We start from the raw sequence: 23114 nt of genomic DNA on the forward strand, positions 1-23114 counted from the left end.
ATTTCCTCTATCAATAACAAAAATAAGGAAACCTCAATGGTAACTTATGGCAATGATCAAAATGGTTTATGGCTAAAGTTCGATAATTTTACTTCAAATGATATTAGGCAAATTGAATACATAAATAGTGTTTTATACGTCACTAATTATTCAGGAACTTATTATTCACTAAATTTTAACTCTCTTGCTAAAGCCCGTATGATTTTTAGTGACGGGGTAGAAAAGCAGGTTTTATTTACCAGTGCTGGAAATGGTTTAAATATTTCTACGGCAAATAGTGAGTGGATTGTTGGTACAAACTCAGCTGATCAAATCAGTAGTGGTGCTGGGAATGACCGTCTCTTTGGTGGAGTAGGAGACGATATTTATCAATTCAGTAAAGGGGATGGTATAGACAAGGTCACGGACTATAGTGGAAATAACACCATCCAGTTCATGGCGAGCAATTTGGCCGATATTTCTATACAAGGAAATGGAAGCAATTTACAGGTCAAATACTCAGACAATGACGCCGTATTAATTGAAGGGAATGTAAGTAACTTTAAATTCTCTGACGGTACGACTACGACACTCGATCAATTACTCACAAATAAAACCATTACACTCACTGGCACCAAAGGCAATGAAACGATTAATGGCTTTGCATCGAATGACATTATTAATGGACTTGAAGGTAATGACACCTTAAATGGTAATGCTGGGAACGATACGTTATATGGTGGGGCTGGCGATGATAAGTTATATGGCGGAACCGGTAATGATTTAACTGTCGGTGGAACTGGAAATGATTGGTTAGCTTCAGGAAGTGGCGACGATACTTATCAATTTAGTAAAGGTGATGGTAACGATACCATTAACGATTATTCGGGTAAAAACACCATCCAAATTACTGATGTTTCTTCAAAAGACATTACATTCACAACTAATGCTAATAATGAGTTAGTTATTAATTATTCAGCAACGGATAGCATCACTTTAAAAGCTTACATTAATAACTACATTCTTTCAGATGGTGTGGTCCAAACCTATCAGCAGTTTCTAACAGGAAAAACTGCAACTTGGACTGGGACAGATAACGCCGATAACTTTTTAGGGACTCTTCCAAATGATGTGATTACTGGAGGCAAAGGTAATGACACGTTAAATGGGCGCGAAGGTGACGATACTTATCGTTTTTCTTTAGGCGATGGAATAGACACAATTAATGGAGACTATTCGGGTAACAACACGATTGTGTTTACGGACGTTAAATCTACCGATGTCCAATACAGTTTTGATAAAACCACTTTAAATATTCAATACAGCGATAGTGATGTTGTTAAGCTAACTGGCTATCTCGCTAACAATAATAAAAACTTTAGTATTCAATTTGCCGATGGCGTTACGATTGATCGTGCTCAACTAGACACAACAGTTGGAGTGAATTACTGGGTGCGGGCGCTCGTTGCCACAACAAATAGTAATGCGGACTTTAAGTATATTTTCCCTTCTACTGCACCTGATTACCTACTAGATGCAAGTGGTCAAGCACCTTCATGGTGGAGTCCTTTTAGTAAAGCTCAACAGGACTTTATGACTCAGGTCTACCAAAAAGCTTCTGACTTTTCAGCTTTAACTTTTACATTAACGGACAATGCATCACAGCTTAATACCATTGCTGCCTACCGTAATAGCACTGCTGCCACGGCTTATGCACAGTATCCAAGCGGAGCTTTTGTTGGTTCAGATGTGGCTTTTGGACCAGGTTTTTGGTTTGACCCAGCGGGCACTTGGGTGACTGCAAGCTATCCGCATGAGTTGGGACATGCTTTGGGTTTACGTCATACCTTTGAAGGTTCCACCATTGATAGTTTCTCAAAAGAAGAAGACACACGGGCATGGTCAGTGATGTCATATGACCGTACTGGTATGTCATATGACGGATCTTTTGCACCGTTTGATATTGCAGCTTTGCAAGCGATATACGGGGTTAATAGTTCAACCCGTGCAGGTAATGATACTTATACCTTTGATGGCACTAAAGGCGTATTGGTATGGGATGGTGCAGGCGTTGACACAATCAATGCGAGCAATGCTGCACAAGCCGCAACCATTGATCTTAATCAGGGTGGTTGGAGCTATATTGGTGAAAAATCTTCTCATATATCGAGTGCAAACCAACTAAGCATCAACCTTGGAACCCAGATTGAAAATGCAATTGGTGGTGCTTACGATGATATTTTAGTTGGGAACAATTTATCTAACCGACTTGAAGGTGGTGCTGGTAACGACACTTTAAAAGGAAATTGGGGAGACGATGTGCTATTGGGCGGTGCCGGAAATGACATCCTTGATGGTGGAAAAGGAGCGGATAGCCTGATTGGTGGGACGGGTGACGATACTTATTATGTAAATAATGTAGGCGATAGCATTGTAGAAAATGTTGCTGAGGGTAACGATAAAGTAATCTCGGATATAAATTATACCTTAGGAGATAACCTAGAAAACCTCACTTTAAATGGCGCGGATAATTTAAATGGCAACGGAAATGCGCTGAATAACATACTCACTGGTAATGCAGGTAATAACATTTTAAATGGATATGTCGGAAATGACACATTGAATGGTGGAGCCGGAAACGACACCTTAGATGGTGGGGCTGGCAATGACACTTTAGATGGTGGAAGCGGAGCAGATACGTTGATTGGAGGTTTGGGTGATGACATCTATTATGTTGATAATGTTAGCGACATCATTATCGAGAAGATTAACGAAGGATTTGAGACCGTTAACTCAACTGTGAGTTATGCGTTAGATAGCGGCAATGCACTTAATAATTTGAATCTGTTGGGGACAGACAACATTGATGGAACGGGTAATGGAAATGGTAATACCATTGTTGGGAACAGTGGCAATAATGTCTTAAGCGGTGGCACCAATAATGACGTTTTAAATGGTGGTGCGGGTAATGACATTTTAAATGGTGGAAAAGATAACGATACCTTGATTGGTGGTTTAGGCTCTGACACTGCTTTATATAAACTATTAAATACAAACGATGTAACGGGTGGTAACGGAGCTGACGTTTGGAAAGACTTTAAAGTAGGCAATACCTTAACCGACAGTGAAGCCGACAAAATTGATATTAGTGAACTGCTCATCAATTACGCTAATGGCAGTACTGTAAACTCTATTTTTTCTTATCTCTCATTAGACCTCAATGGAAATAACAGTATTTTAAGTATTGACCGAGATGGTGCAGGAACTGCTTATAACAGTACCTCATTTTTAACCTTAAATAATGTCAACACTACTTTAAATACTCTATGGGACAACCATCAGATCCTTGTCTAAATGAAGGAAGTACAAGTGGCTAACTAACTTAAAAAAGATGCTTAGGTGAGATGGCTTAAGCATCTTTTTTAATAGAAACAAACTTCTATGAACTGTCAGATCACTGATTAAATCTCAGAAAAATAAATCCATTGAATTGTATTCAATGAAAGAATGAAGGAATAAAAAATGGGAATTCTAGCTAAAGTCTTTGATCGAGGTGCTCACTTTCCTGTGCGCCATATGAGTTTTAATTTTAATCAGTCTCAAGCTACTTTATTTAAGGATAACCCTTGGGGAGAGTACTGGCTGGCAACCTTGTCTGCTATGTTTCCTGCGGGTGAGCGATTTTTTGTACATAGCGTAAGAAACTTACAAAATCAGGCTAAAACAGAAAGACTTCAAAAAGATATTGCAGCCTTTATTGGACAAGAGGCGATGCATGCCAAAGAACATGAACATCTGAACCAACTTATACAGTCATCTGGACTTGATACCGAGCCTGTTTCAGCCAATGTGGAATGGTTAATGGCTAGGCTGAAAAAATATTTTACACCAACCCAGCAATTAGCAATTACTTCGGCTGCTGAACATTTTACGGCCATTATTGCACGGCAGATTATGAGACGTTCCGATTTGCAGGAGCGTTTATCGAGTAATGAAACTTTAAAAAATATCTGGTTATGGCATGCGGTAGAAGAAAGCGAACATAAAAGTGTGGCCTTCGATTTATATCAAGATGTCTCTGGGGGCAATTTCATTCGGCTTCTTGTGATGCCATTTGTGACTTTATATATGGCAGGAATAATGGCAGCGGGTACGGTGTATTTGGGCATAACTCACTTTTCCGCATGGAAGTTACTCCACTTAAAAGAATTTAATGCATTAATTCTTGGAAGGAATGGTTTTTTAAGTACTTTATGGAAAGATTATTTGGACTATTACAAATTAGATTTTCATCCAGAACAACACGATTCAAAAGCTTTGGAAGAGCGCACTAAAACACAGCTTGGGTTTTAATAGATTTATTTTAAATGTCCAATCGTAAGAGATTGGACATTTAAGCTGAAAAACTGATGAATTAGGTTCTTTCAGAATCTAGCATTTCATTGTTTTTAACAACATCTTGCGCTTTTTGATAGCTTTCGATGAGCAATTGGTACGGTGGGAAAATTGCACTATAAGCTGCTGCAAAGTCTGCTGCATCACTACGATGCCATGTTTTTTGTAGCTCCGAACAAACACCCGCTGTATCAATTGGCACCACGCCAGCTTGCACAACTCGAGCTAATGTAATTTCTTGAGCCATTTTTGAATATGTTCCAGATGCGTCAATGACTGCAAAGACTTGGAAACCTTCAGCAACTGCGCTGATACTTGGGAAAGCCATACATACGCTGGTAATAGTACCGGCAATAATGAGTTGTTTTTTACCTGTTGCTTTGACCGCTTCAACAAAGTCAGGGTTATCCCAAGCATTAATTTGACCTTTACGGGCAACATATTGTGCATGAGGAGCAAACTGGTGAATTTCTGGAATTAAAGGACCATTTGGACCTTGAGGAACAGAAGCAGTGGTAATCACTGGCACATTACATAGCGTTGCAACTTTAGCCAGAGTAACCACATTTGCACGTAACTCAGGAACAGTAAGATCTTTTACAGTTTGAAATAAGCCACTTTGATGATCGATTAGTAACATTGCGACATTATTTGGGTCGATAACCGGTGCTTGACCGTTAAAATTTGCTGGTGTACTCATTTTATGCTCCACTTTATTTCGATAAATTTAAAGTCGGAAGGATGACTAAATAAAACAGGGGGATAGCTGTTTTTGTATAGTTATTCACTTCTTGTTTAATTAAGATATAACGAAAATATGAGCCTAGAAGCTGCCGAAATTTGATTTTAGTGTTCTATTATTTGAACAATAAGAGGTAGGAAATGCAGGATTTAAACGATCTATATTACTTTGCAAAAATTGTTGAATATGGTGGTTATTCTGCTGCCGCTAGAGCGCTCGATATTCCAAAATCTAAACTCAGCCGAAGAGTTGCACTTTTAGAAGAAAGACTCGGTGTACGTTTATTGCATCGTTCTACGAGGCAATTTAGTGTGACTGAACTCGGCCAACAATATTATCAATATTGTCACGCGATTTTGATTGATGCTGAAAATGCCCAAGAATTTATTGATTTAAACCAGTCAGAGCCGCGTGGAACGATTCGGTTGTCTTGTCCACCTGCGTTATTGCACCATCACATGGGCGAGTTTCTGACCAAATTTATGCTGCAATTCCCAAAAATAAAAATCTATATTGATGTGACCAACCGAAATGTTGATGTTTTAAATGAAGGAATTGATATTGCTTTTCGTGTTCGCTATCCGCCACTCAAAGATAGTGGTTTGGTCATGAAAAAATTTGTGACCAGTGATCAGTGTTTAGTCGCGCACCCTCGGGTTTTATCTAAGCAGCCAATACCTCAAACTTTAGATGAATTGCATCAGTTTAGAACTATTGGGCTTGGTAATGCAGAACAACAAAGCGTGTGGGTTCTTCATCATCAGGAGCATGGAACAACTCATTTCCAGCATGACCCTGATTTAATTGTGAATGACATGACCGGGGTATTACAGGCTGTTATTCATGGCTTAGGTATTGCTCCTTTACCGATTATGATGGCTCACGAATATATTTTGCGTAAAGAACTGATTGTGGTTTTACCTGAATGGAAACCTACCAGCGGTATTGTCCATGCGGCTTATGCTTCTAGAAAAGGGTTATTACCTGCCATCAAAAGGTTGCTGGATTTTTTAGAAGAGCAGTTTAATCAACTCGATAAAGACCTGTTAGGTTATCGATAACTAAATTAAAAGCAGTAAAAACTTAAATTTTGATTATTTTTTATAGATTAACTTTATGAAAAATAAATAGAAATTAAAATGATTTTATATTGTCGTGAAATGGTCAGTTATGTCGTGAAATGAAGTTCTCCTCAAGAAGTTAAGTAGTTAATCTCTGGCTGATAAATCATCGCAGTATCGTGAAAATATTTATCAAAAAACAGTCATAACACCCTAAATACTTCTAAAGATTTGAAGGAGACAAACATGTATAAAAAGAATATTGGGGGACTAATTAATGCTCTAGCATTAGTTATATACAGTTCTTCAGTCATGGCAGCAGATAACTCAAGTTCTTTTGTAAAACTAGAATTTACCGTCACCAAACCTTTCCTTTTTTTCTCACAGACATCAGGTAATACTTGTGGAGGAGTATTAATTCGCAATGATGTAGTTTTAACAGCGGCACATTGTACGGCGGCAGTTTGGGGTGATAGTGCGAATCAAGGCTATACACTTGGTGGGGCTGTGAAATATGGGGCGAGCTTTTTATCTCAAGTTCAAGCAGCATCTTTTAAGAAAGATGAAGGCTGGGTTGAGATTCCCGATGTAGATATCGCTTTAATACGCCTATCTCATCCTATTGATAATAATAGCGGTGCAACTGTAGCCAAAATTCCAGCCGCATGTAGTCAAACTGAGGCAAGGCAAAATATTGGGCGCGGTGATGTAACGGCTTACTTAGGTCGTAGTAGTACGGGTGCGGCCTTACCTGCAAATTTATATGGCACTTCGTATGTCAATATTCGAGATGTAGGCTCTTCACCGTTAGCACGAGGGATTTACTATAAGGCAACCGCTTCTATGAATGCAGGGGACTCAGGTGGGCCTTGGCTGTCGGATGATAATACTTTAATTGGTATTAATAACGGTATTGCGGGTACTGACAAATATGGCGCCGTAATCTGTCAGTATACTCATCAAATCAATGATGTATTGGTGAAATGGTCAGCTGCCGGAAACCAAACTGGAGCAGTAACACCACCAACTACACCGCCGTCAGTAGAGCCAACAACTCAATCGCCAGTGACAAATCCTCCAACAACTTCACAGCCGACAACTGAACCTAAAACTACCGATAATGTTGTTTTTAGTTTCTTTAACTGGCTTGCTTCATTATTTGGTTTTTAATTCGTACTTATTAAAAGATCAAGATACTTCGGTATCTTGATCTTTTTTACTTAGATTGAATGATTTTATTAAGCGACCACTTTAATTACTTTGGTTGTGGCATCGTAGTCTTTCAAATTGACGTGATGCAGTTTATGTTTAATCACAAAACCAAACTCGGGCCAAATAATATGGTTACGACCCGCATCATCTAGATAATAGCTTTTACAAACATCGGGTCTGACCGGCATTTTAGCCAATCGTTTATCTATACGGTCATTAAAACGTTTTTGAACATCTGCTTTGACTTCAATACGGTCCAGACGTTGCTGCTGTATTAACTTCACCATTTTTGCGATATAAACGGATTGCTGTTCAGCGGTCCACATCACTGAACCCACGGTGTTTTGAGAGTTTGGACCTAGCATCATAAACATGTTAGGGAAACCATGAATTGACATCCCCATATATGCACGCGGTTGACGCTGCCATACCTCGCTTAAACTGCGCCCGTCTGCACCTTTAATAATTTTATAAATCGCAGGTTCTGCAACCGCATAGCCAGTACCAAAAATAATGGTATCTACTTTAATTTCTTTGCCGTCTTCACCAACTACACCATTTTCAGTGATATGAGATAAGCCCTGAAAGAGGACAGTCACATTCGGTTTGGCTAAAGCGCTATACCAGTTATTAGAAAACATTGGACGCTTACAACCTAAGGTATGTGTAGGTGTTAATGCCTTACGCATTTCTGGGTCTTTAACACCCAAAAAGATATTTAACTTTCCTAGAGCATGTAGTTTTCTCATGATGTTTTCATTCATGAAAATTGGAAGTGAAGGTTCTAGGCTCCACAGCGCACTTTCACGAATAATTTTTTCTAAAATTGGCGCTTTTTTAAAGGTAACTTTTACAATATTTGGAACGGCAAAGTCCGGTTTTGGTAAAACCCATGAAGGCGTACGTTGGAAACTATAAAGATGACCAACTTTAGGCTGAATGGCTGGTAAAAACTGAATAGCTGAAGCGCCGCTACCGATCACAGCTACTTTTTCACCTGTTAAATCATGCTCATGATTCCACTTACCTGAGTGAAACATAGTGCCTTTAAACTTTTCTTGACCCGGGAAGCTCGGCATTTTTGCTTCACCAATAAAACCTGTCGCAGGTACAAAGATTTTTGCACTATATTTTTTACCATCACGTGTGCTAACGAGCCAGCGATTTAGATCATTATTCCATTCGGCATGAGTGACTTCGGTGTTAAGTTTAATCTGATTCACAATCTCAAACTTATAAGCCACATCTTCTAAATATTGTCGAATTTCGGCTTGAGGCGCATAGGTTCGCGACCAGTTTGGATTTGGAGCATAGCCTAGAGAGTACATTTCACTCGGTACGTCACAAAATAGGCCTGGGTAATCATTTAAAGCCCATGTGCCACCAATACGGCTAGCCATATCTAAAATGACAACGTTTTTAATTCCTTGCTCTTTTAACTTGATGCAAGTACTTAAACCTGAGGGACCAGCTCCGATAATAAGTACATCTACAAGTTGAGTCGGAGTAGAGGGTTTGACTAATTTATTCATAGAAAAATCCTGAAATAAAATATAAATGACTTGGCTGATAGAGTTGCGTACAGCCTTAAATGGGATGTCCAGTCTTTTGAAAATGTTGAATTAAGTACTGAGCGATAGTGTTGGGTTGTTCAGCTTGTAAAAAATGACCGCAGCCGGGAACGTAGACACTCTCAATTCCTTGTGGGAAATAATGTGTCTGGGCTAAAGCTTGATGTAGCCGTATATTCATACAGCCATCGTCTAAACCCGCTAAAGCCAGTGTGGGTGTGGTGACTGGACTTAATAAATGCCGATTTGCTCTGAGATTGTCAGAATTTAAAACTGCAAATAAGTTGTGGTAATAGCGGGTCGCCGCCCAAGCAATATCTGGATTTTGAAAAGCCGCGCGAGTAGGTGAAAAATCCGACTCAGTAAATTTCCATGTAGGCGACCATTTGCGCCAAATTTTTTCTACAAAACTTGCGTTATTACGAGATAGCACCTGTTCAGCAAATCTTGATTGCATGAGCAACATATAAGAAGACATGTAGAGCTGACGTGGGAAATTAGGTATGGCTTTAAAAATATCCTTAAGATTTGGAATAGGAGGAACGGCCAACAAACTCATGCTATGCAAAGCTTCGGATTGCCCATTTGCAAAGCTCATTGCAATCGCAGCTCCCCAGTCATGTCCAACGAAGTGAGCTTTATTTTTTAAGCGTCCTTTCGCTTTTAAAAGTTCTAACCAAGCTGCTAAATCTGCAAGAGCAGAGACGAGACCGTAATGTGCCTGCCGATTTACAGAATCTTGGGTGTAACCACGCAACCAAGGGACAAAAACTTGATAGCCTGCTTTTACGAGTAAAGGGTATACGTGGTCCCAGCTATGTGGCGTGTCGGGAAAACCATGTATAAGTACTACCAAAGGGACATCAGCTTCACCATATAGAGTCCCATGCAACGTGAGTCCATCACGGCTTAAGGTTAATTGCTCGACTTGAATCATGGCACTGCTCAGCTTTTCAATTTTGAAGAAAGCGCTTTGGCGTAGGCCTCTGCGGCTAATTGAGCTGCTGGGGACTGAGCTAAATAAGCTAAAGCTTTTTCAACATCACCATCATGTTCAGGGTGATAGCTCAATTTGCTCCATCCTTTTAAAGCAGTCAAAATCATGCCGAGATCAGGTAAGCTTTTCTTTTTCTTTGCAGTTTTTTGAAATAGCCAAACTAAAGCCAATGGATTTTTTTTAGCAATTTTTTGGGCTTCTTTGGTTCCATCGAGATGACAAAGATAGACCGTTGAACCGAGCCAGAAACCAACCATTGCAGCAAAAGCAAACCCCATGCTGAGCTGTCTGCCTAAATAGCCTTTAACGCCGTCTCCAGCTAAAGCTCGATAAGCATCATAGCCAACTGTGCGATGCTCAACTTCTTCGGCACCATGCCAGCGCACAATATCTAGCATGGCTGGATCCGCACCTTCTAGGCCTTCTGCATCTAAAGCCCATGTACCAAAGAAACAGAAATAGTGTTCAAGCCCTGCAATAATGCCCATACGAAAAGCGAGCCACTGTTTTGGATAACGCTTAAAAGGACCATAAATTCCAAACGGCGTGTCGCCCATAAAGCCATCTTTAAAGAACCAGTTTAAAAAATCTTTAAAGGGTGTGGGATCTATGCCGTGAGTCTGAAAATAAATCTCTGCACCTTTATGTGCATTGGCATGGGCCGCTTCTTGGGCAATAAAACCACGGATATCTGCTTTCAGGTTTTTATCTTCAACATAGGGCAACGTTTTGTTTGCAAGGCGACAAAACCAGTGTTCAACAGCAGGTAAAAGAACATGCATGCTGTTCAGTACATGTGTCGTTAACACATCGTTTGGAACCCAATGACGAGGCGTTTGAGAAAAATCAAACTGTACTTTCCGTGCAACAATATGATGATCAATAAATGTGCTCATAGTAGAATCCTGCCTACTTAAATCAGATCGAAATTGACTCAATTTTTTTGATCAAGCTACGAGATTTGACGTAACCATTGGCTGCAAACCACTGCAATGCATCACGTACTGCAATTTCAACGGGCGTTTGAGGAAGTCCAAGCTCTTGAATGGCTTTTGTACAATTAAATGAGGTGCCGAGCTGACCGATTTTGGCTGCTGAAGGCGTCACAAGGGGAGCTTTATGAGTAATATGTTCTGTTACCCACAAAGCTGCATGGCCCGCAAGTTGAGATGAGACGCCTTCAACTACACTTGGAATGGTCATTACTGGGCGCCAGATGCCTAAGAGCTGATGAACTGTTTTTGCCATCGCTACGCCGTCAAGATCTCGATTACCTAAAATATAGGTTTCACCACTTCTACCTTTTTGCGCAGCCAAGACATGGCCTTTTGCTACATCGCGTACATCAACCATATTGTTAATTGCACCCGGTACAGCAAGGGCAGGCATGGTAGCGATGGTGAGTAAAAGTTTTCCTGTTGGGGTTGGGGCAATATCTTGAGGGCCAATTGGACCTGTCGGGCAGACAATCACAATATCTAAGCCGCCCGCGGCAAACTGTAAGGCAACCTGATGTGCTTCAAATTTTGTTAAAACGTATGCATCTCCAGTCGCGCCTAAAGCAAATGGACTTGTTTCGGTGGCCTGAATGCCTTTGGGTTGACCTGCAAAACATGCGCCTGTACTGGTATAAACAACACGTTTAACACCAGCCTTTTTTGCAGCATTGAGTACGGTTCGTGTTCCTTCAACATTGACTTTGCGCATAAGCTCAGGCTTCGGAAGCCATAAGGCATAAATTGCGGCAGTATGAAAAACCAAATCACAACCTGCGACTGCTTCATCCATTTTTGCTGGGTCGGTAATGTCGCCTGCAATTAACTCAACATCTAACCCTTCTAAATTGGTTAATTTTTCTTGAGGCAAATGCAGTACACGTACTTCGTAATTTTCATTGAGTAAAGTACGTACAATGTGGGAACCAATAAAACCAGCACCACCAGTAACCAGAGCTTTCATATTTCACCAATCTTTATTAGATTTTTATCCTGTACAAAGTGGATAAAAATGCGGCAACTTAGTAAGAGGTACTATGCCGAATCTGAAATATGTGTCATAGTTCTTGAAATGACAGTTTTGACCATTTCACGACATTTTATCGAGAAAAATAAAGAGAGCGTATTGTGAATCCGTCTTTACCTGGAACCTATGTCAGCCTTATGGCTGATGTCGTCCAAAAGCTAAATGTATCTCCCGAAGAACTCTTGGAAGGAAGCGGAGTTTCTGTTGAGCAACTGTTGGAACCCTTTTGGTATTTAGATTTCAATATCTTTAATGATCTACTGAATAGAGCAGTCGAACTGACCAATGAGCCTGCATTAGGTATCTATCTTGGCTTGCAAATGACCGTGTCTTGTCATGGTTCGGTTGGTCTTGCTGCAATGGTTTCACAAAATTTGGGTGAAGCTTTAAATGTCATGGAACAGTTCATTGGACTACGTTGTCCAGCTTTAAAACCACGTCTTGAAATAGAAAACGATTTAGCTTTTTTATATTTAGATCAACCCATGACAAACTTTAAAATGGGTATTGTCGGGATGACATTTTTAATGGTGGGCTTTGCTCAAATGTCGAATGCTATTACGGGACAAAAATTAGAAATAAAAGCCGAACTAAATTACCCAGAACCCGCTTTCTTGGAACAAGTTCAAGAATTATTGCCATGTGAAATTCAATTTAATCAGCCATTCAACCGTTTGGTTTTTTCTGAAACTTTCTTGGCTCTGCCATTAATTATGGCTGACCCATTAGCCGCTCGTTTAGCTCGTGAACAGTGTAAACATGATTTAAACAAGTTAGCTGCTAAACGTGGTGAAAAACACCCACTTACGGCTTTAGTCCGTGAGTTACTTTTTGATGAAGTCGAAGGCTTCTTTAAAATGAAAGATGTTGCCGACAAGTTGCACTTAACTGAAAGAACATTACAACGCCAGTTAGCAAAAGAAGGGGTTACTTTTCAGGTTTTAGTAGACCAAGTTAGAGAAAGATATGCGAAGAAATTATTGAATCATCATGAATATAGTATTTCTTATATTTCTGAGAAACTGGGTTATTCCGAAGTCACACATTTTACGCGGGCATTTAAACGTTGGACCAATCAGACTCCGAAACAATATCGAAATTTAAGAGAGAGTACATCATAATTTTTTACTAAATACTCAAAATAATAGTTTGATTTATTTAGGTATTCTTAAATAAAGAGGGATTTTGTAAAGTTTGTTTGTGTTTTTTTTAAATATTCAAAAATAAAATATAATTATTTTACAATCGATTAGGAATGTAATCAGAAAGTAGTCTATGTAATATATATGGAATTTGTATTTAATGGTTTTTATACGCTAATTTCGGCGGTCATTGTTTTATTGTTGGGCCGCTTTCTTGTCAATCGGATTGATTTTTTAAAACGTTATAATATCCCTGAACCTGTAGCGGGTGGTTTGGTTGCTGCTGTAGTTTCTTTACTTGTCCACACTTTGTGGGGGTACAGCATTGTTTTTAGTAGCGAATTACAAACCAGCTTTATGCTCGTGTTCTTTGCTTCAATTGGTTTAAGTGCCAATTTTATGAAGCTTAAAGAAGGTGGTACTGCTTTAGTCATCTTCTTAATTTGTGTGGCCTCATTTATTGTTGTGCAAAATGCTGTTGGTATGAGCCTTGCGACTTTATTGGGTTTAGACCCACTGATTGGTTTGATTGCAGGTTCAATCACTTTAACGGGTGGTCATGGTACAGCAGGTGCATGGGGTGAAATCTTAGAAAGTCAGCATGGCATTCAAGGTGCTTTAGCATTAGGGATGGCGAGTGCGACCTTTGGCTTGATTATTGGTGGTGTGATTGGTGGCCCGTTAGCCAAATTACTCATTAACCGTTATAGCCTTGCTCAACCTAAAACTAATGCTGAAATCCAACATCGTGATACGCATGTTGAACAAAATTCAGATGATCTTGCGCCGTTTGAAAACCCGCATCAAGTTCGTTTAATTACAGCCGATAATGCAATTACCACGCTGGGGATGTTTGCAGCGTGTTTAGCATTTGCTGAATTTATGACGGGCTTTAGTAAGGGAACTTGGTTTGAGTTACCAACCTTTGTTTGGGCACTTGGTGGCGGTGTAATCTTAAGAAATATTTTAGAAAGCGTGTTGAAAATTGATATTTTTGACCGTGCGATTGATGTGTTTGGTAATGCATCTTTGTCACTTTATTTAGCTATGGCATTGCTTTCGTTAAAACTTTGGCAACTTGCCGACCTAGCTGGTCCGCTTGTAGTGATTTTAGGTGCTCAAACCATTACGATGGCTTTATATGCAGCATTTGTGACATTCCGCATTATGGGCAAAAACTACGATGCGGCAGTGTTAGCAGCAGGCCACTGTGGTTTTGGTATGGGTGCAACACCAACCGCCGTTGCAAATATGCAAGCCATTACCAACATGTATGGGCCATCGCATAAGGCCTTTTTAATTGTTCCACTTTGTGGTGCATTCTTCGTCGATTTAATTAATGCGACAGTGATTCAGCTCATGTTGAAGTTCATTGTTTAATAAAATAAAAAAAGCCCGTCAGGGCTTTTTTTTATGGGTGCTTGTTTATGAATATTAAAATGAATAGATATTTTTCATTCGTATAGGCTTAATTTTCAATTTTGGGTGATTTAAGCGATTTTGTTTTTAAGACACTTTTTCTCAAAACTAATAATCGCCCTTAAACATGCTTTCACATAGAATGAATTGCAGATAAATAAAATGAGAAATGTATGAGCTCAGAAGCACATTCAATTAGCTTGGTTGCCCCCGTAGTTTTATTGGCAGCGGCTGTTATTGCAGTCCCTATTTTTAAACGTATTGGTTTAGGTTCAGTATTAGGTTATTTAATTGCGGGTCTGGTTATTGGCCCATTCGGTTTCGCCTTTTTTCAGGATTCCACCGCAATTTTGCATATTGCCGAATTAGGAATTGTGATGTACCTATTTGTGATTGGTTTGGAAATGCAGCCATCACATTTATGGAGTCTTAGGCGCGAAATTTTCGGCCTTGGTACGCTACAAATTATCATTTGTGCGCTGGCTTTGACTGGCGTCGGGTTGTTGTTTGGTTTTACGTGGCAAGTCGCTTTTATTGGTGCGGCAGGGTTTGTATTAACCTCGACTGCCATTGTGATGCAGTTATTGGGCGATCGCGGTGACTTAACTCAACCTCGTGGGCAAAAAATTGTAGCCATCTTACTTTTTGAAGATTTATTGATTGTGCCTTTGCTGGCTATTGTCGCTTTTATGGCACCAAATCATGTGGTCGAAAGCACAGCGGTACGTCTAGAAAATATAGGAATTGGTTTACTCGCAATTGCAGGTCTGATTGCGGCAGGGTATTGGTTACTGAACCCATTATTTAGGCTTTTGGCTGCCGCTAAAGCCCGAGAAGTTATGACTGCTGCCGCTCTACTGGTTGTATTAGGTGCTGCGTTACTGATGCAAGTCAGCGGTTTGACCATGGCGATGGGTGCTTTCTTGGCGGGTGTGCTTTTATCTGAATCGACCTTTAGACATCAAATTGAAGCCGATATTGAACCGTTCCGTGGAATCTTGCTGGGTCTCTTTTTCCTTGGCGTGGGTATGTCACTGGACTTATCAGTGGTTGCGCAAAACTGGCAACTGATTGTAAGTGGCGTAATTGCGCTAATGCTTGCCAAAGCGCTCATGATTTATATAGTCGCCCGAGTAACGAAAAGCTCTCATACTGAAGCATTGGATCGCGCTTTACTTATGGCTCAAGGTGGAGAATTTGCTTTTGTACTTTTCTCTGCCGCATTAAGTGCACAAGTTATTGATAGTACGGTTAAATCTAACTTAACCGCGATTGTTGTGCTTTCAATGGTGTTGACCCCAATTGTCGGTATTATTTTTAAACGCTTTACTCAAGCGAAAACAAAGGTTTCATTAGAAAATATTAATATTGCCGAGGGCTTAAGCGGTAGTGTGTTAATGATTGGTTTCGGGCGGTTTGGGCAGGTCACCAGTCAATTATTATTAGCAAGAGGTGTCGATGTCACCATTATTGATAATAATACCGACATGATTCGAAACGCAGAAAAATTTGGTTTTAAAATTTATTATGGCGATGGTTGCCGTCTAGATATTCTGCATGCTTCCGGTGCTGCAACAGCACAGGCGATTGTGGTGTGTGTAGATAGCAAGGAAACGACCAATCGAATCGTAGAACTTGTGACTCACGAATTTCCTTTAGCAAAATTATTAGTCCGTTCATACGACCGTGAGCATTCACTACATTTAGTCAAACAAAAAGTGGACTTTATGATTCGTGAAACATTTGAATCTGCAATTAAGTTTGGCGGCGTGATTTTGCAAGAACTGGGTGTAGATGAAGACGAAGTAGAAAGAATTACCGAGGAAATTCGTGATTTGGATAATGAGCGTTTTGAAACTGAAATTGCGGCGGACGATGTCAATGCAGGAGTAGGGATGCAATATACACATACGCATCCACGACCAACAGCACCATTGATTCGACCAAAACGGGAAGGGCGGATTTTAAATAAAGAAGAGAATTCAGATAACGATTCTTGATATGTATGAAGTTCAGTAGAAGCTTTTTTAGAAGAACTTCTACTGAATGATTTCATGGACAGAAAAGTTTAGACGGTTAAATCTGCTGCGCTCAGCATTTCTTGACCTACAATCATTTTGGCAAATTGATTGGCAATTCTTCCTGAACGATTACCTTGTTGAGTCGCATATTGAATAGCTTTTAACTGGATTGTTTCCCAGCTTTCGCGCTGTTGCCATTCATATTCATTTAGCCAGTATTGAACTGTTTTTAAATATTCTTGCTGGCTAAAACCATAAAAATTAATTTGTAGACCAAATCTGTCTGCTAAAGAAATTTTTTGTTCAATGCTGTCACCTGGGCGTAACTCGCCGTTTTCGCCTACATTTAACTCGGTATTATCTTTATTGTATTCGGCCACCATATGCTTTCGATTTGATGTTGCATAAATAAGAGTGTTGTCTGAGCTAGTGGCTAATGAACCGTCTAACACTGTTTTTAAAGTCGCATAACTTGTGTCACCAGCTTCAAACGCCAAATCATCACAAAAGATGATAAAACGCTCTTCACGATCTTGCAGCAAGTTAATGATTTTTGGTAAATCTTCTAAGTACTTTTTCTCAAGCTCAATCACTCGAAGGCCCAAGTGGTGATATTCATTTAAACAGGCTTTTACAATAGATGACTTACCTGTACCACGTGAGCCAGTCATGAGTACATTATTTGCCAATAACCCTTTTGCAAAAGCTTCGGTGTTTAACTTCACTTTGGTCAGTTGGTTGTCGATATTGCATAGATGATTAAACGAAATGAGCTGAGGCTTGCGTATAGCAATGAGCGAACCTTTGTTATTTTCTCTTTCCCATCTAAAGGCAATCGCCTCATCTAGTACATCTACCGAAATTTCTTGGCCTTTAGAAATCTTCTCGACGGCCTGAGTAAGCTTTTGGATTTCAAAAATAAGATTTGAAATTGTCTGACTTAATTCCATGAGCTCAACCTTTAAAAATGCATGAAAGAGAATTTGAACAATTAAACATAGGATGATAGTATCACCGTATGTTTTAGCTTGCTAGTACCAATTTCAATGATTGAGCAAATTCAAAAAAGATCTCTCGTAGACGAAGTGATTCATGTTGTACGTCAGAATATTAAAAATGACATGTGGAAAGTAGACGAGAAAATTCCAACTGAACCTGAGCTTGTGCAAGGTTTAGGTGTGGGCCGAAACACCATTCGTGAAGCAATTAAAATTTTAGAATATTTAGGTGTTTTAGAGGTCAAACAGGGGCTGGGTACCTTTGTACGAACAAAAAATGATTTTTCGATTGTGATTAATTCCATTCATCATTCTGATTTATATGAACACCTAGAAGTGAGATGTTTATTAGAAATTGAGATTGCGAAATTGGCTGCTCGACACAGTACGCCTGAAGACATGCGTGAAGTTATGGAGTGCTTAGAAAATAGAGCTAGAACAAATGAAGAAGATGTTGCGAACTTCATGTTAAGTGATAAAAAACTGCATTTAGCAATTGCTAAGGCAACTCATAATAAAGCCTTGCAAGCAACCTATGAGTATTTCTTAAACTCAAGCTATCAATACACTTTAGAGTTAGTCACCAATAAAAACTTACCTGATCCAAATCAGCAAATACATAGCGAACTCGTTCAAGCCATTTCCAATAAATCTGAGACAGAAGCCATGAAAATTGCTGAATCTATGTTGGCTCCAATATTACGCGCGTTAGATGTAATCAAAGCTGACCCTACCCAAAAGAACTAAATAGATAGACCAAATACGATGAGTTTTATGATTGTTTCGAATAACTTTGATGTTCCTTACTATTTAAGTCTTAGGAAAGAGAAGGGTATGACTGCTTACTATTGGGCAACTCATCAATCTCACCTAGCTTTATTTGAAACTTATGAGTTGGCTTATCGGTTTTATTTTCCATCTCGACATATTCTGATTCGAAGTGAAATTAAAGCTTTTGCTCAACATGGTGAAAATAAAGTTTAAACCATGAATGAGATGTGCATGGTCATTCAAAATGCTGATTTAAAATATCAAAATATATATGTAGTGGGTGATATACATGGTTGTTATTCACTTTTAATGAAAGAACTTGCAAAAGTTAACTTTAATTTTGAGCAAGATTTATTAATTAGTGTCGGTGATATAGTCGATAAAGGGCCGCAGAGTTACCAATGCCTTGAGCTTATAGAAAATAAGTGGTTTACGATGGTTCGAGGTAACCATGAAGAACTATGTATTCAAGGTAACTATAATTCCTTCTTCCGTAAAATTCATGAAAAATATGGCGGTGAATGGTTCTATGCACTAGAGAATACTGCAAGAAACCAAATTGTTGCGAAGTTAAAAAAGCTCCCCATAATGCTTGAGCTGCATACACGCCGAAAAAAGATTGGCATTGTTCATGGCGATATTCAACTCGATGATTGGAATGCCCTGAAAGCTCGCGTTGAAGCGAAAAATTCGGACGTAACCCATACATTTTTAACTTATGCCGATGTTCTGTGGGGCAGGTCCCGAATAAAAAATAGTAAAGATTACGGCACCGTTCAAAATATTGATGAAGTTTATTTAGGCCATACTGTTGTTGAAACTATGGTTAAGCGAAATAACTGCTTTTATATTGATACGGGTGCCTATCAATCAAACCGCCTTACTTTAGTGAAATTAGATTGTTAATCATATTAAACCAACCTAGAGATGCTCTAATGCTGTGCCTTTAACTGGGTTTCTGCGCCAGTAATAAGGTTGCAAAAATCTAAGAAAAAGCTTCCACGGTGTGATCCATGCAATACGTCGGTTGGTTTTTGTGTTTTGCATAATTTGCTTTGCTAAATACGCACAAACAACTTCTGGTGGGTCAATTACAAAGAAAAATAAGCGCTTCATCTTTTTCCAGTTTTGTATGTTGCCATTGGTCCAAGATGAAACTAACAAGTCGGTTGCCACCATACCAGGGCTAAGAGTGCCAGTTAAAATAGAGGTCGACTTAGTCTCTTTATAAAGCGCTTTACTAAAATAACTAACCGCTCGTTTGGTGGTTGCGTAAGGAGTCATTCCAGCACTCCATTCGCCGTTGCTTCCCCAACCTTCCATATTAAAAATTTGACCATGCCCCTGTTTAAGCATGCCTTTTAGAGCCACTTGCGAACCAAGCATTGTGCCCAAAATATTCGTCGAAATGGCTGCATTTAATTCATCTGGCTGAAGGTTAATAAACTCTTTCGTTGGGTGGCAGCTGCCTGCGTTATTAATCCACACATTGACTTGTCCAAAATGTTGAATTGCTCCATCCCATAAGGCTTGTACATCCGCAATTTGTGTCACATCACAGCATAGACCTATAAATTTTTCTTTATTGAAATGAGTTTCTAAATGAGAAAGAGCATGGTGAAGATGCTCCGTGTTCCGTCCAGCAATCACAACTGAACATCCCAGATCTAAAAAAGCGTGGGCGAGTGCTAAACCAATACCTTTTGTGCTTCCAGTGATAACTACACAGCCAACTTCACGACTAGATAAACTCATTGAAATCTCTATAAATTTTTTAAAAACTTAATGCTATTGAGCAGCTTTATGAAAATGAGTTGTTTGCTCTTTTAATAAAAGCAAATAGATAATTGATAAACTTATCATCGAAATATTCATTACGATAGGGTTATAAGGCGAGATAAGTGTAGATGGTTTTAAAACACCAATTAAGAGCAGTAAGCCGAATAAACCTAAAATACTTAAATAGTGAATATATTTATGAGTAGAAAAAAGAAACAATAAACCAAAAATAATTTCAGCTATACCGCTCGCACGCCCTGCAAGTTTTGCATACTCAAAAGAAAGTCCGATGGTTTGCCATACAAATATTTCATCAGAGTTAATAAAAATTAGTTTAGGAACGAGTCCTTGATAAATCCATAAGAAAGCAAGAATAAAGTTTATAAATTTTAATGATTTAGCATTGTTTATTAAGATTCTCTAAAAGTTCAAAATTTCAATTTTCATTAGTGCGACTATTATGTTTTGATTTAATTTATTCTTCAACAGAAAATAAGATGAGCTTATTTTGTAATCATTTTTTATGGTTATTTTTTAACAGTAATGTAGGGATAGGATAGAAAAAGTCTATTTTAATTTTATATTAAAAACATAGGAGAAGTGCTCCTATGTTTTTAATCTTATGGTTCACTGACTAATCTTGATATATTTTTTAAAAGTATATTTCTTAGGAATTCTTTATAACATTCATCTGTATTTTTGTTTGAATGTTGAACTAAATAACCGTTGAGTTGTGTAATTATAATTATGGCTCTTTCTTTATATTCTTCTGATGAAATTTCATTATGAATAGGAAGGATGATTTTATATATAAGTTCAAAATTATACTTTTGTATGATTGACAAAGAATCATATACATAGGGTAAGTGGTCTGAAATAGAAAACACCTCTTTAAATGTATGCGTAATGACCGGTTGTTCAATTTCATATATTATATTGGTAATAATATTCATAAACCGATGCAAAGGTGGCTCATTTGCATTTAAGTTGATTAAAATTTCAATTCGCTGTATGTAATCGCAAATTAATTTATTAAGTAACGCTTTTAATAAAATATCTTTATTTTTGAAATAATGCTGTAAGGTGCTTAAACTAATATTTGATTGAGCTGCAACTCCTCGCATACTAAAACCAGAATAACCTTTCGTAAGGAAAACTATTTCAGCATTTCTTAAGATTTGCTTTATTCTTTCTTGTCCTTTTAGTGTGGTAAAGGACTTCTTTATTTGTATAGTATCAAAGGTATCAATTTTGATCATTATCCAGCCTGTAAGTACTATTTAAAAAAAGGCATTTTAAACCATGAAATTAGAAAAATATAAATAAAATATTTAAATTCTATTAAACTAAATTTAGGTCATTTGACCTATAGTTTTTTAATTTAGGTCAGGCGACCCAATCTAAAATTAAAAAATAGGTCAAATGACTTATTTTTGTTTCTTAAGTAATAGTTAAAATAGGTCGTATTACCTATTTAAATAATAATGAGTTTCTTCTGATTTTGTTAAATCTATAAATTATTGTATTTGAATAAATATTGACTAATTTTTAATTGATGGATGATATTTATTTTCTCTATTTTTTAGTCTTTTTTTTAAAGTAGGGGTAGGTATTTAGTTAGGTGTTTTTTTGACTATTAAAAAAAGAAATTTAAATAAGTAAACATAGTCTTTTTGTAATGTGTGTATACAAGTTAAATAATTGTTATTAAATTGTGAAGAGAATCACACAATAGTAAAAGCTAGTTTGTTTTATATATAAAACAAATTGGACATATTTTATTTATCACGTTTGATTCATTTTGTTCTACAAAACTAATCATTATATATGTAGGTTATGAATATGAAAAACATTCAGAAATCACTTCTTGCAGCATTAATAGTTGCTGGTTATGCGGTAAATACTCAAGCGGCTGTTACTGGACAGGTTGACGTTAAATTAAATATCTCAACAGGCTGTACTGTAGGTGGTAGTCAAACTGAAGGGAATATGAACAAGTTTGGTACTTTAGATTTTGGTAAAACTTCCGGTACTTGGAACAACGTATTAACAGCTGAAGTCGCTTCAGCAGCAACAGGCGGTAATATTTCTGTGACTTGTGACGGAACGGATCCTGTTGATTTTACAGTTGCAATTGATGGTGGTGAACGTACAGACCGCACTTTAAAAAATACTGCTTCTGCTGATGTAGTTGCATATAACGTTTACCGCGATGCTGCTCGTACAAACCTTTATGTTGTAAACCAGCCACAACAGTTCACTACAGTGAGTGGCCAAGCTACAGCGGTACCAATTTTCGGTGCAATCGCTCCAAACACTGGCACAGCAAAAGCTCAAGGTGATTATAAAGATACTCTATTAGTTACTGTAAATTTCTAAATATAAAAAGAAATAATTAATTGAGTGGCAGGTTTACTTAAAAGTGAGTGAACCTGTTTTAAATGGAGGGAAGATGATATTCAATCGCGGTTCTATATTTATAATTTCTTATTTTTTAATTTCTTCATTAAATGCGGGTGGGATTGGAGCTAAATTAACAAGTCAAATTGAATTATTACCTTCTTGTTCTATTAATAATAAAGTTGTTGAAAATAATGCGACAAATTTAAATTTCGGAACTGTTGATTTTGGTGAAACCTCGACTGGTTTTAACGGGGTGATCGATGCAAGTTTGGTAAATAATGGAAACTCTGGTTTACAAATACAGTGTGCTGGTATTTCCACTGTAAAAATAATATTTGGTTCTGGAAATAATGATAGTAAAGTTCCTACTTCATTTTCACAAAATTATTATCATGCATTAAGTAATGGTAGAGATTTTGTTGCTTATAACTTGCTCTATGGTTTAAATAAACAAGTGATTAGAGCGAACGATGCTTTTATTCTTAATGATATGAATACTAAAAAGAATATCGATATTTTTGGTCAAGCCATACACGATGGTGGACGTATATCTAAGGGTGAGTATACAGATATAGTACCAATTACAATTGAGTTTTAAGAAA

21 protein-coding genes are annotated in these 23114 nt (G+C 38.1%); 12 read left to right on the forward strand and 9 right to left on the reverse strand.

Annotation, left to right across the window (positions count from 1 at the left end; all coding sequences use genetic code 11):
- Positions 1-36 precede the first annotated feature (36 nt).
- Both ACIF8R_RS01415 and ACIF8R_RS01420 read left to right on the forward strand, forming a co-directional pair.
- Positions 37-3333, forward strand: a complete 3297-nt coding sequence (locus ACIF8R_RS01415; protein WP_396478585.1) for a M10 family metallopeptidase C-terminal domain-containing protein — start codon at positions 37-39, stop codon at positions 3331-3333.
- 168 nt (positions 3334-3501) lie between these two features.
- A complete protein-coding gene (locus ACIF8R_RS01420) occupies positions 3502-4332 on the forward strand; it encodes a metal-dependent hydrolase (RefSeq protein WP_396478587.1) in 831 nt (276 codons plus the stop codon).
- A 61-nt stretch (positions 4333-4393) separates the two neighbouring features.
- Here ACIF8R_RS01420 and ACIF8R_RS01425 read toward each other — a convergent pair whose 3' ends face one another.
- Positions 4394-5074, reverse strand: a complete 681-nt coding sequence (locus ACIF8R_RS01425) for a hydrolase (RefSeq protein WP_000106451.1) — start codon at positions 5072-5074, stop codon at positions 4394-4396.
- A gap of 182 nt (positions 5075-5256) precedes the next feature.
- Here ACIF8R_RS01425 and ACIF8R_RS01430 point away from each other — a divergent pair, with 182 nt between their 5' ends.
- Positions 5257-6177, forward strand: a complete 921-nt coding sequence (locus ACIF8R_RS01430) for a LysR substrate-binding domain-containing protein (protein ID WP_396478589.1) — start codon at positions 5257-5259, stop codon at positions 6175-6177.
- A gap of 246 nt (positions 6178-6423) precedes the next feature.
- A complete protein-coding gene (locus ACIF8R_RS01435; RefSeq protein WP_396478591.1) occupies positions 6424-7347 on the forward strand; it encodes a S1 family peptidase in 924 nt (307 codons plus the stop codon).
- 68 nt (positions 7348-7415) lie between these two features.
- Here ACIF8R_RS01435 and ACIF8R_RS01440 read toward each other — a convergent pair whose 3' ends face one another.
- From ACIF8R_RS01440 to ACIF8R_RS01455, 4 genes are read right to left on the reverse strand one after another with little or no spacing between them, the layout of a single operon-like run.
- Positions 7416-8921, reverse strand: a complete 1506-nt coding sequence (locus ACIF8R_RS01440; protein WP_396478593.1) for a flavin-containing monooxygenase — start codon at positions 8919-8921, stop codon at positions 7416-7418.
- Positions 8922-8976: 55 nt separating this feature from the next.
- Positions 8977-9897 carry an alpha/beta fold hydrolase gene (locus tag ACIF8R_RS01445; RefSeq protein ID WP_396478595.1) on the reverse strand — a complete coding sequence of 307 codons (921 nt, stop codon included), beginning with the start codon at positions 9895-9897 and terminating at the stop codon, positions 8977-8979.
- A gap of 8 nt (positions 9898-9905) precedes the next feature.
- The gene (locus ACIF8R_RS01450; RefSeq protein WP_002049195.1) at positions 9906-10853 is read right to left on the reverse strand and encodes a metal-dependent hydrolase; all 948 of its coding nucleotides are present in this window, start codon (positions 10851-10853) and stop codon (positions 9906-9908) included.
- A 22-nt stretch (positions 10854-10875) separates the two neighbouring features.
- Positions 10876-11916: an NAD-dependent epimerase/dehydratase family protein gene (locus ACIF8R_RS01455; protein ID WP_396478597.1), complete on the reverse strand. Its 1041-nt coding sequence runs from the start codon at positions 11914-11916 to the stop codon at positions 10876-10878.
- Positions 11917-12080: 164 nt separating this feature from the next.
- Between ACIF8R_RS01455 and ACIF8R_RS01460 the strand changes: the two genes are divergently transcribed.
- The 3 genes from ACIF8R_RS01460 (at position 12081) to ACIF8R_RS01470 (ending at position 16540) form a co-directional block, all read left to right on the forward strand.
- Complete coding sequence (locus ACIF8R_RS01460) at positions 12081-13100, forward strand: AraC family transcriptional regulator (RefSeq protein ID WP_396478599.1); 1020 nt, start codon at positions 12081-12083, stop codon at positions 13098-13100.
- 165 nt (positions 13101-13265) lie between these two features.
- Positions 13266-14501, forward strand: coding sequence for a sodium/glutamate symporter (gene gltS / locus ACIF8R_RS01465; RefSeq protein ID WP_002049330.1), 1236 nt, complete (start codon positions 13266-13268; stop codon positions 14499-14501).
- A 212-nt stretch (positions 14502-14713) separates the two neighbouring features.
- Complete coding sequence (locus ACIF8R_RS01470; RefSeq protein ID WP_396478601.1) at positions 14714-16540, forward strand: monovalent cation:proton antiporter-2 (CPA2) family protein; 1827 nt, start codon at positions 14714-14716, stop codon at positions 16538-16540.
- Positions 16541-16608: 68 nt separating this feature from the next.
- On the opposite strand, the gene ACIF8R_RS01475 is transcribed toward ACIF8R_RS01470, so the two are convergent.
- A complete protein-coding gene (locus tag ACIF8R_RS01475; RefSeq protein ID WP_396478602.1) occupies positions 16609-17511 on the reverse strand; it encodes an ATP-binding protein in 903 nt (300 codons plus the stop codon).
- Between the two features lie 96 nt (positions 17512-17607).
- On the opposite strand from ACIF8R_RS01475, the gene ACIF8R_RS01480 reads away from it, so the two are divergent.
- From ACIF8R_RS01480 to ACIF8R_RS01490, 3 genes are read left to right on the forward strand one after another with little or no spacing between them, the layout of a single operon-like run.
- The gene (locus ACIF8R_RS01480) at positions 17608-18306 is read left to right on the forward strand and encodes a FadR/GntR family transcriptional regulator (protein ID WP_396478604.1); all 699 of its coding nucleotides are present in this window, start codon (positions 17608-17610) and stop codon (positions 18304-18306) included.
- Between the two features lie 27 nt (positions 18307-18333).
- Entirely contained in the window at positions 18334-18543 is a 210-nt protein-coding gene (locus ACIF8R_RS01485) for a hypothetical protein (protein ID WP_396478984.1), read from the forward strand.
- 18 nt (positions 18544-18561) lie between these two features.
- Positions 18562-19236, forward strand: coding sequence for a metallophosphoesterase (locus tag ACIF8R_RS01490; RefSeq protein WP_396478606.1), 675 nt, complete (start codon positions 18562-18564; stop codon positions 19234-19236).
- A gap of 15 nt (positions 19237-19251) precedes the next feature.
- On the opposite strand, the gene ACIF8R_RS01495 is transcribed toward ACIF8R_RS01490, so the two are convergent.
- The 3 genes from ACIF8R_RS01495 to ACIF8R_RS01505 form a co-directional block, all read right to left on the reverse strand.
- Positions 19252-20085 carry an SDR family NAD(P)-dependent oxidoreductase gene (locus ACIF8R_RS01495; protein WP_396478608.1) on the reverse strand — a complete coding sequence of 278 codons (834 nt, stop codon included), beginning with the start codon at positions 20083-20085 and terminating at the stop codon, positions 19252-19254.
- A gap of 33 nt (positions 20086-20118) precedes the next feature.
- Positions 20119-20520 (reverse strand): DoxX-like family protein, encoded by a 402-nt coding sequence (locus ACIF8R_RS01500; RefSeq protein WP_396478963.1) that lies wholly within the window; start codon positions 20518-20520, stop codon positions 20119-20121.
- A 209-nt stretch (positions 20521-20729) separates the two neighbouring features.
- A complete protein-coding gene (locus ACIF8R_RS01505) occupies positions 20730-21368 on the reverse strand; it encodes a TetR/AcrR family transcriptional regulator (RefSeq protein WP_396478609.1) in 639 nt (212 codons plus the stop codon).
- 583 nt (positions 21369-21951) lie between these two features.
- Here ACIF8R_RS01505 and csuAB point away from each other — a divergent pair.
- Positions 21952-22488, forward strand: a complete 537-nt coding sequence (gene csuAB, locus ACIF8R_RS01510) for a Csu fimbrial major subunit CsuAB (protein WP_002049140.1) — start codon at positions 21952-21954, stop codon at positions 22486-22488.
- 73 nt (positions 22489-22561) lie between these two features.
- Positions 22562-23110, forward strand: a complete 549-nt coding sequence (locus ACIF8R_RS01515; RefSeq protein WP_396478965.1) for a spore coat protein U domain-containing protein — start codon at positions 22562-22564, stop codon at positions 23108-23110.
- Positions 23111-23114 lie beyond the last annotated feature (4 nt).

This window comes from Acinetobacter sp. ABJ_C4_1 (assembly GCF_044538495.1).
GTDB lineage: Bacteria > Pseudomonadota > Gammaproteobacteria > Pseudomonadales > Moraxellaceae > Acinetobacter > Acinetobacter nosocomialis_A.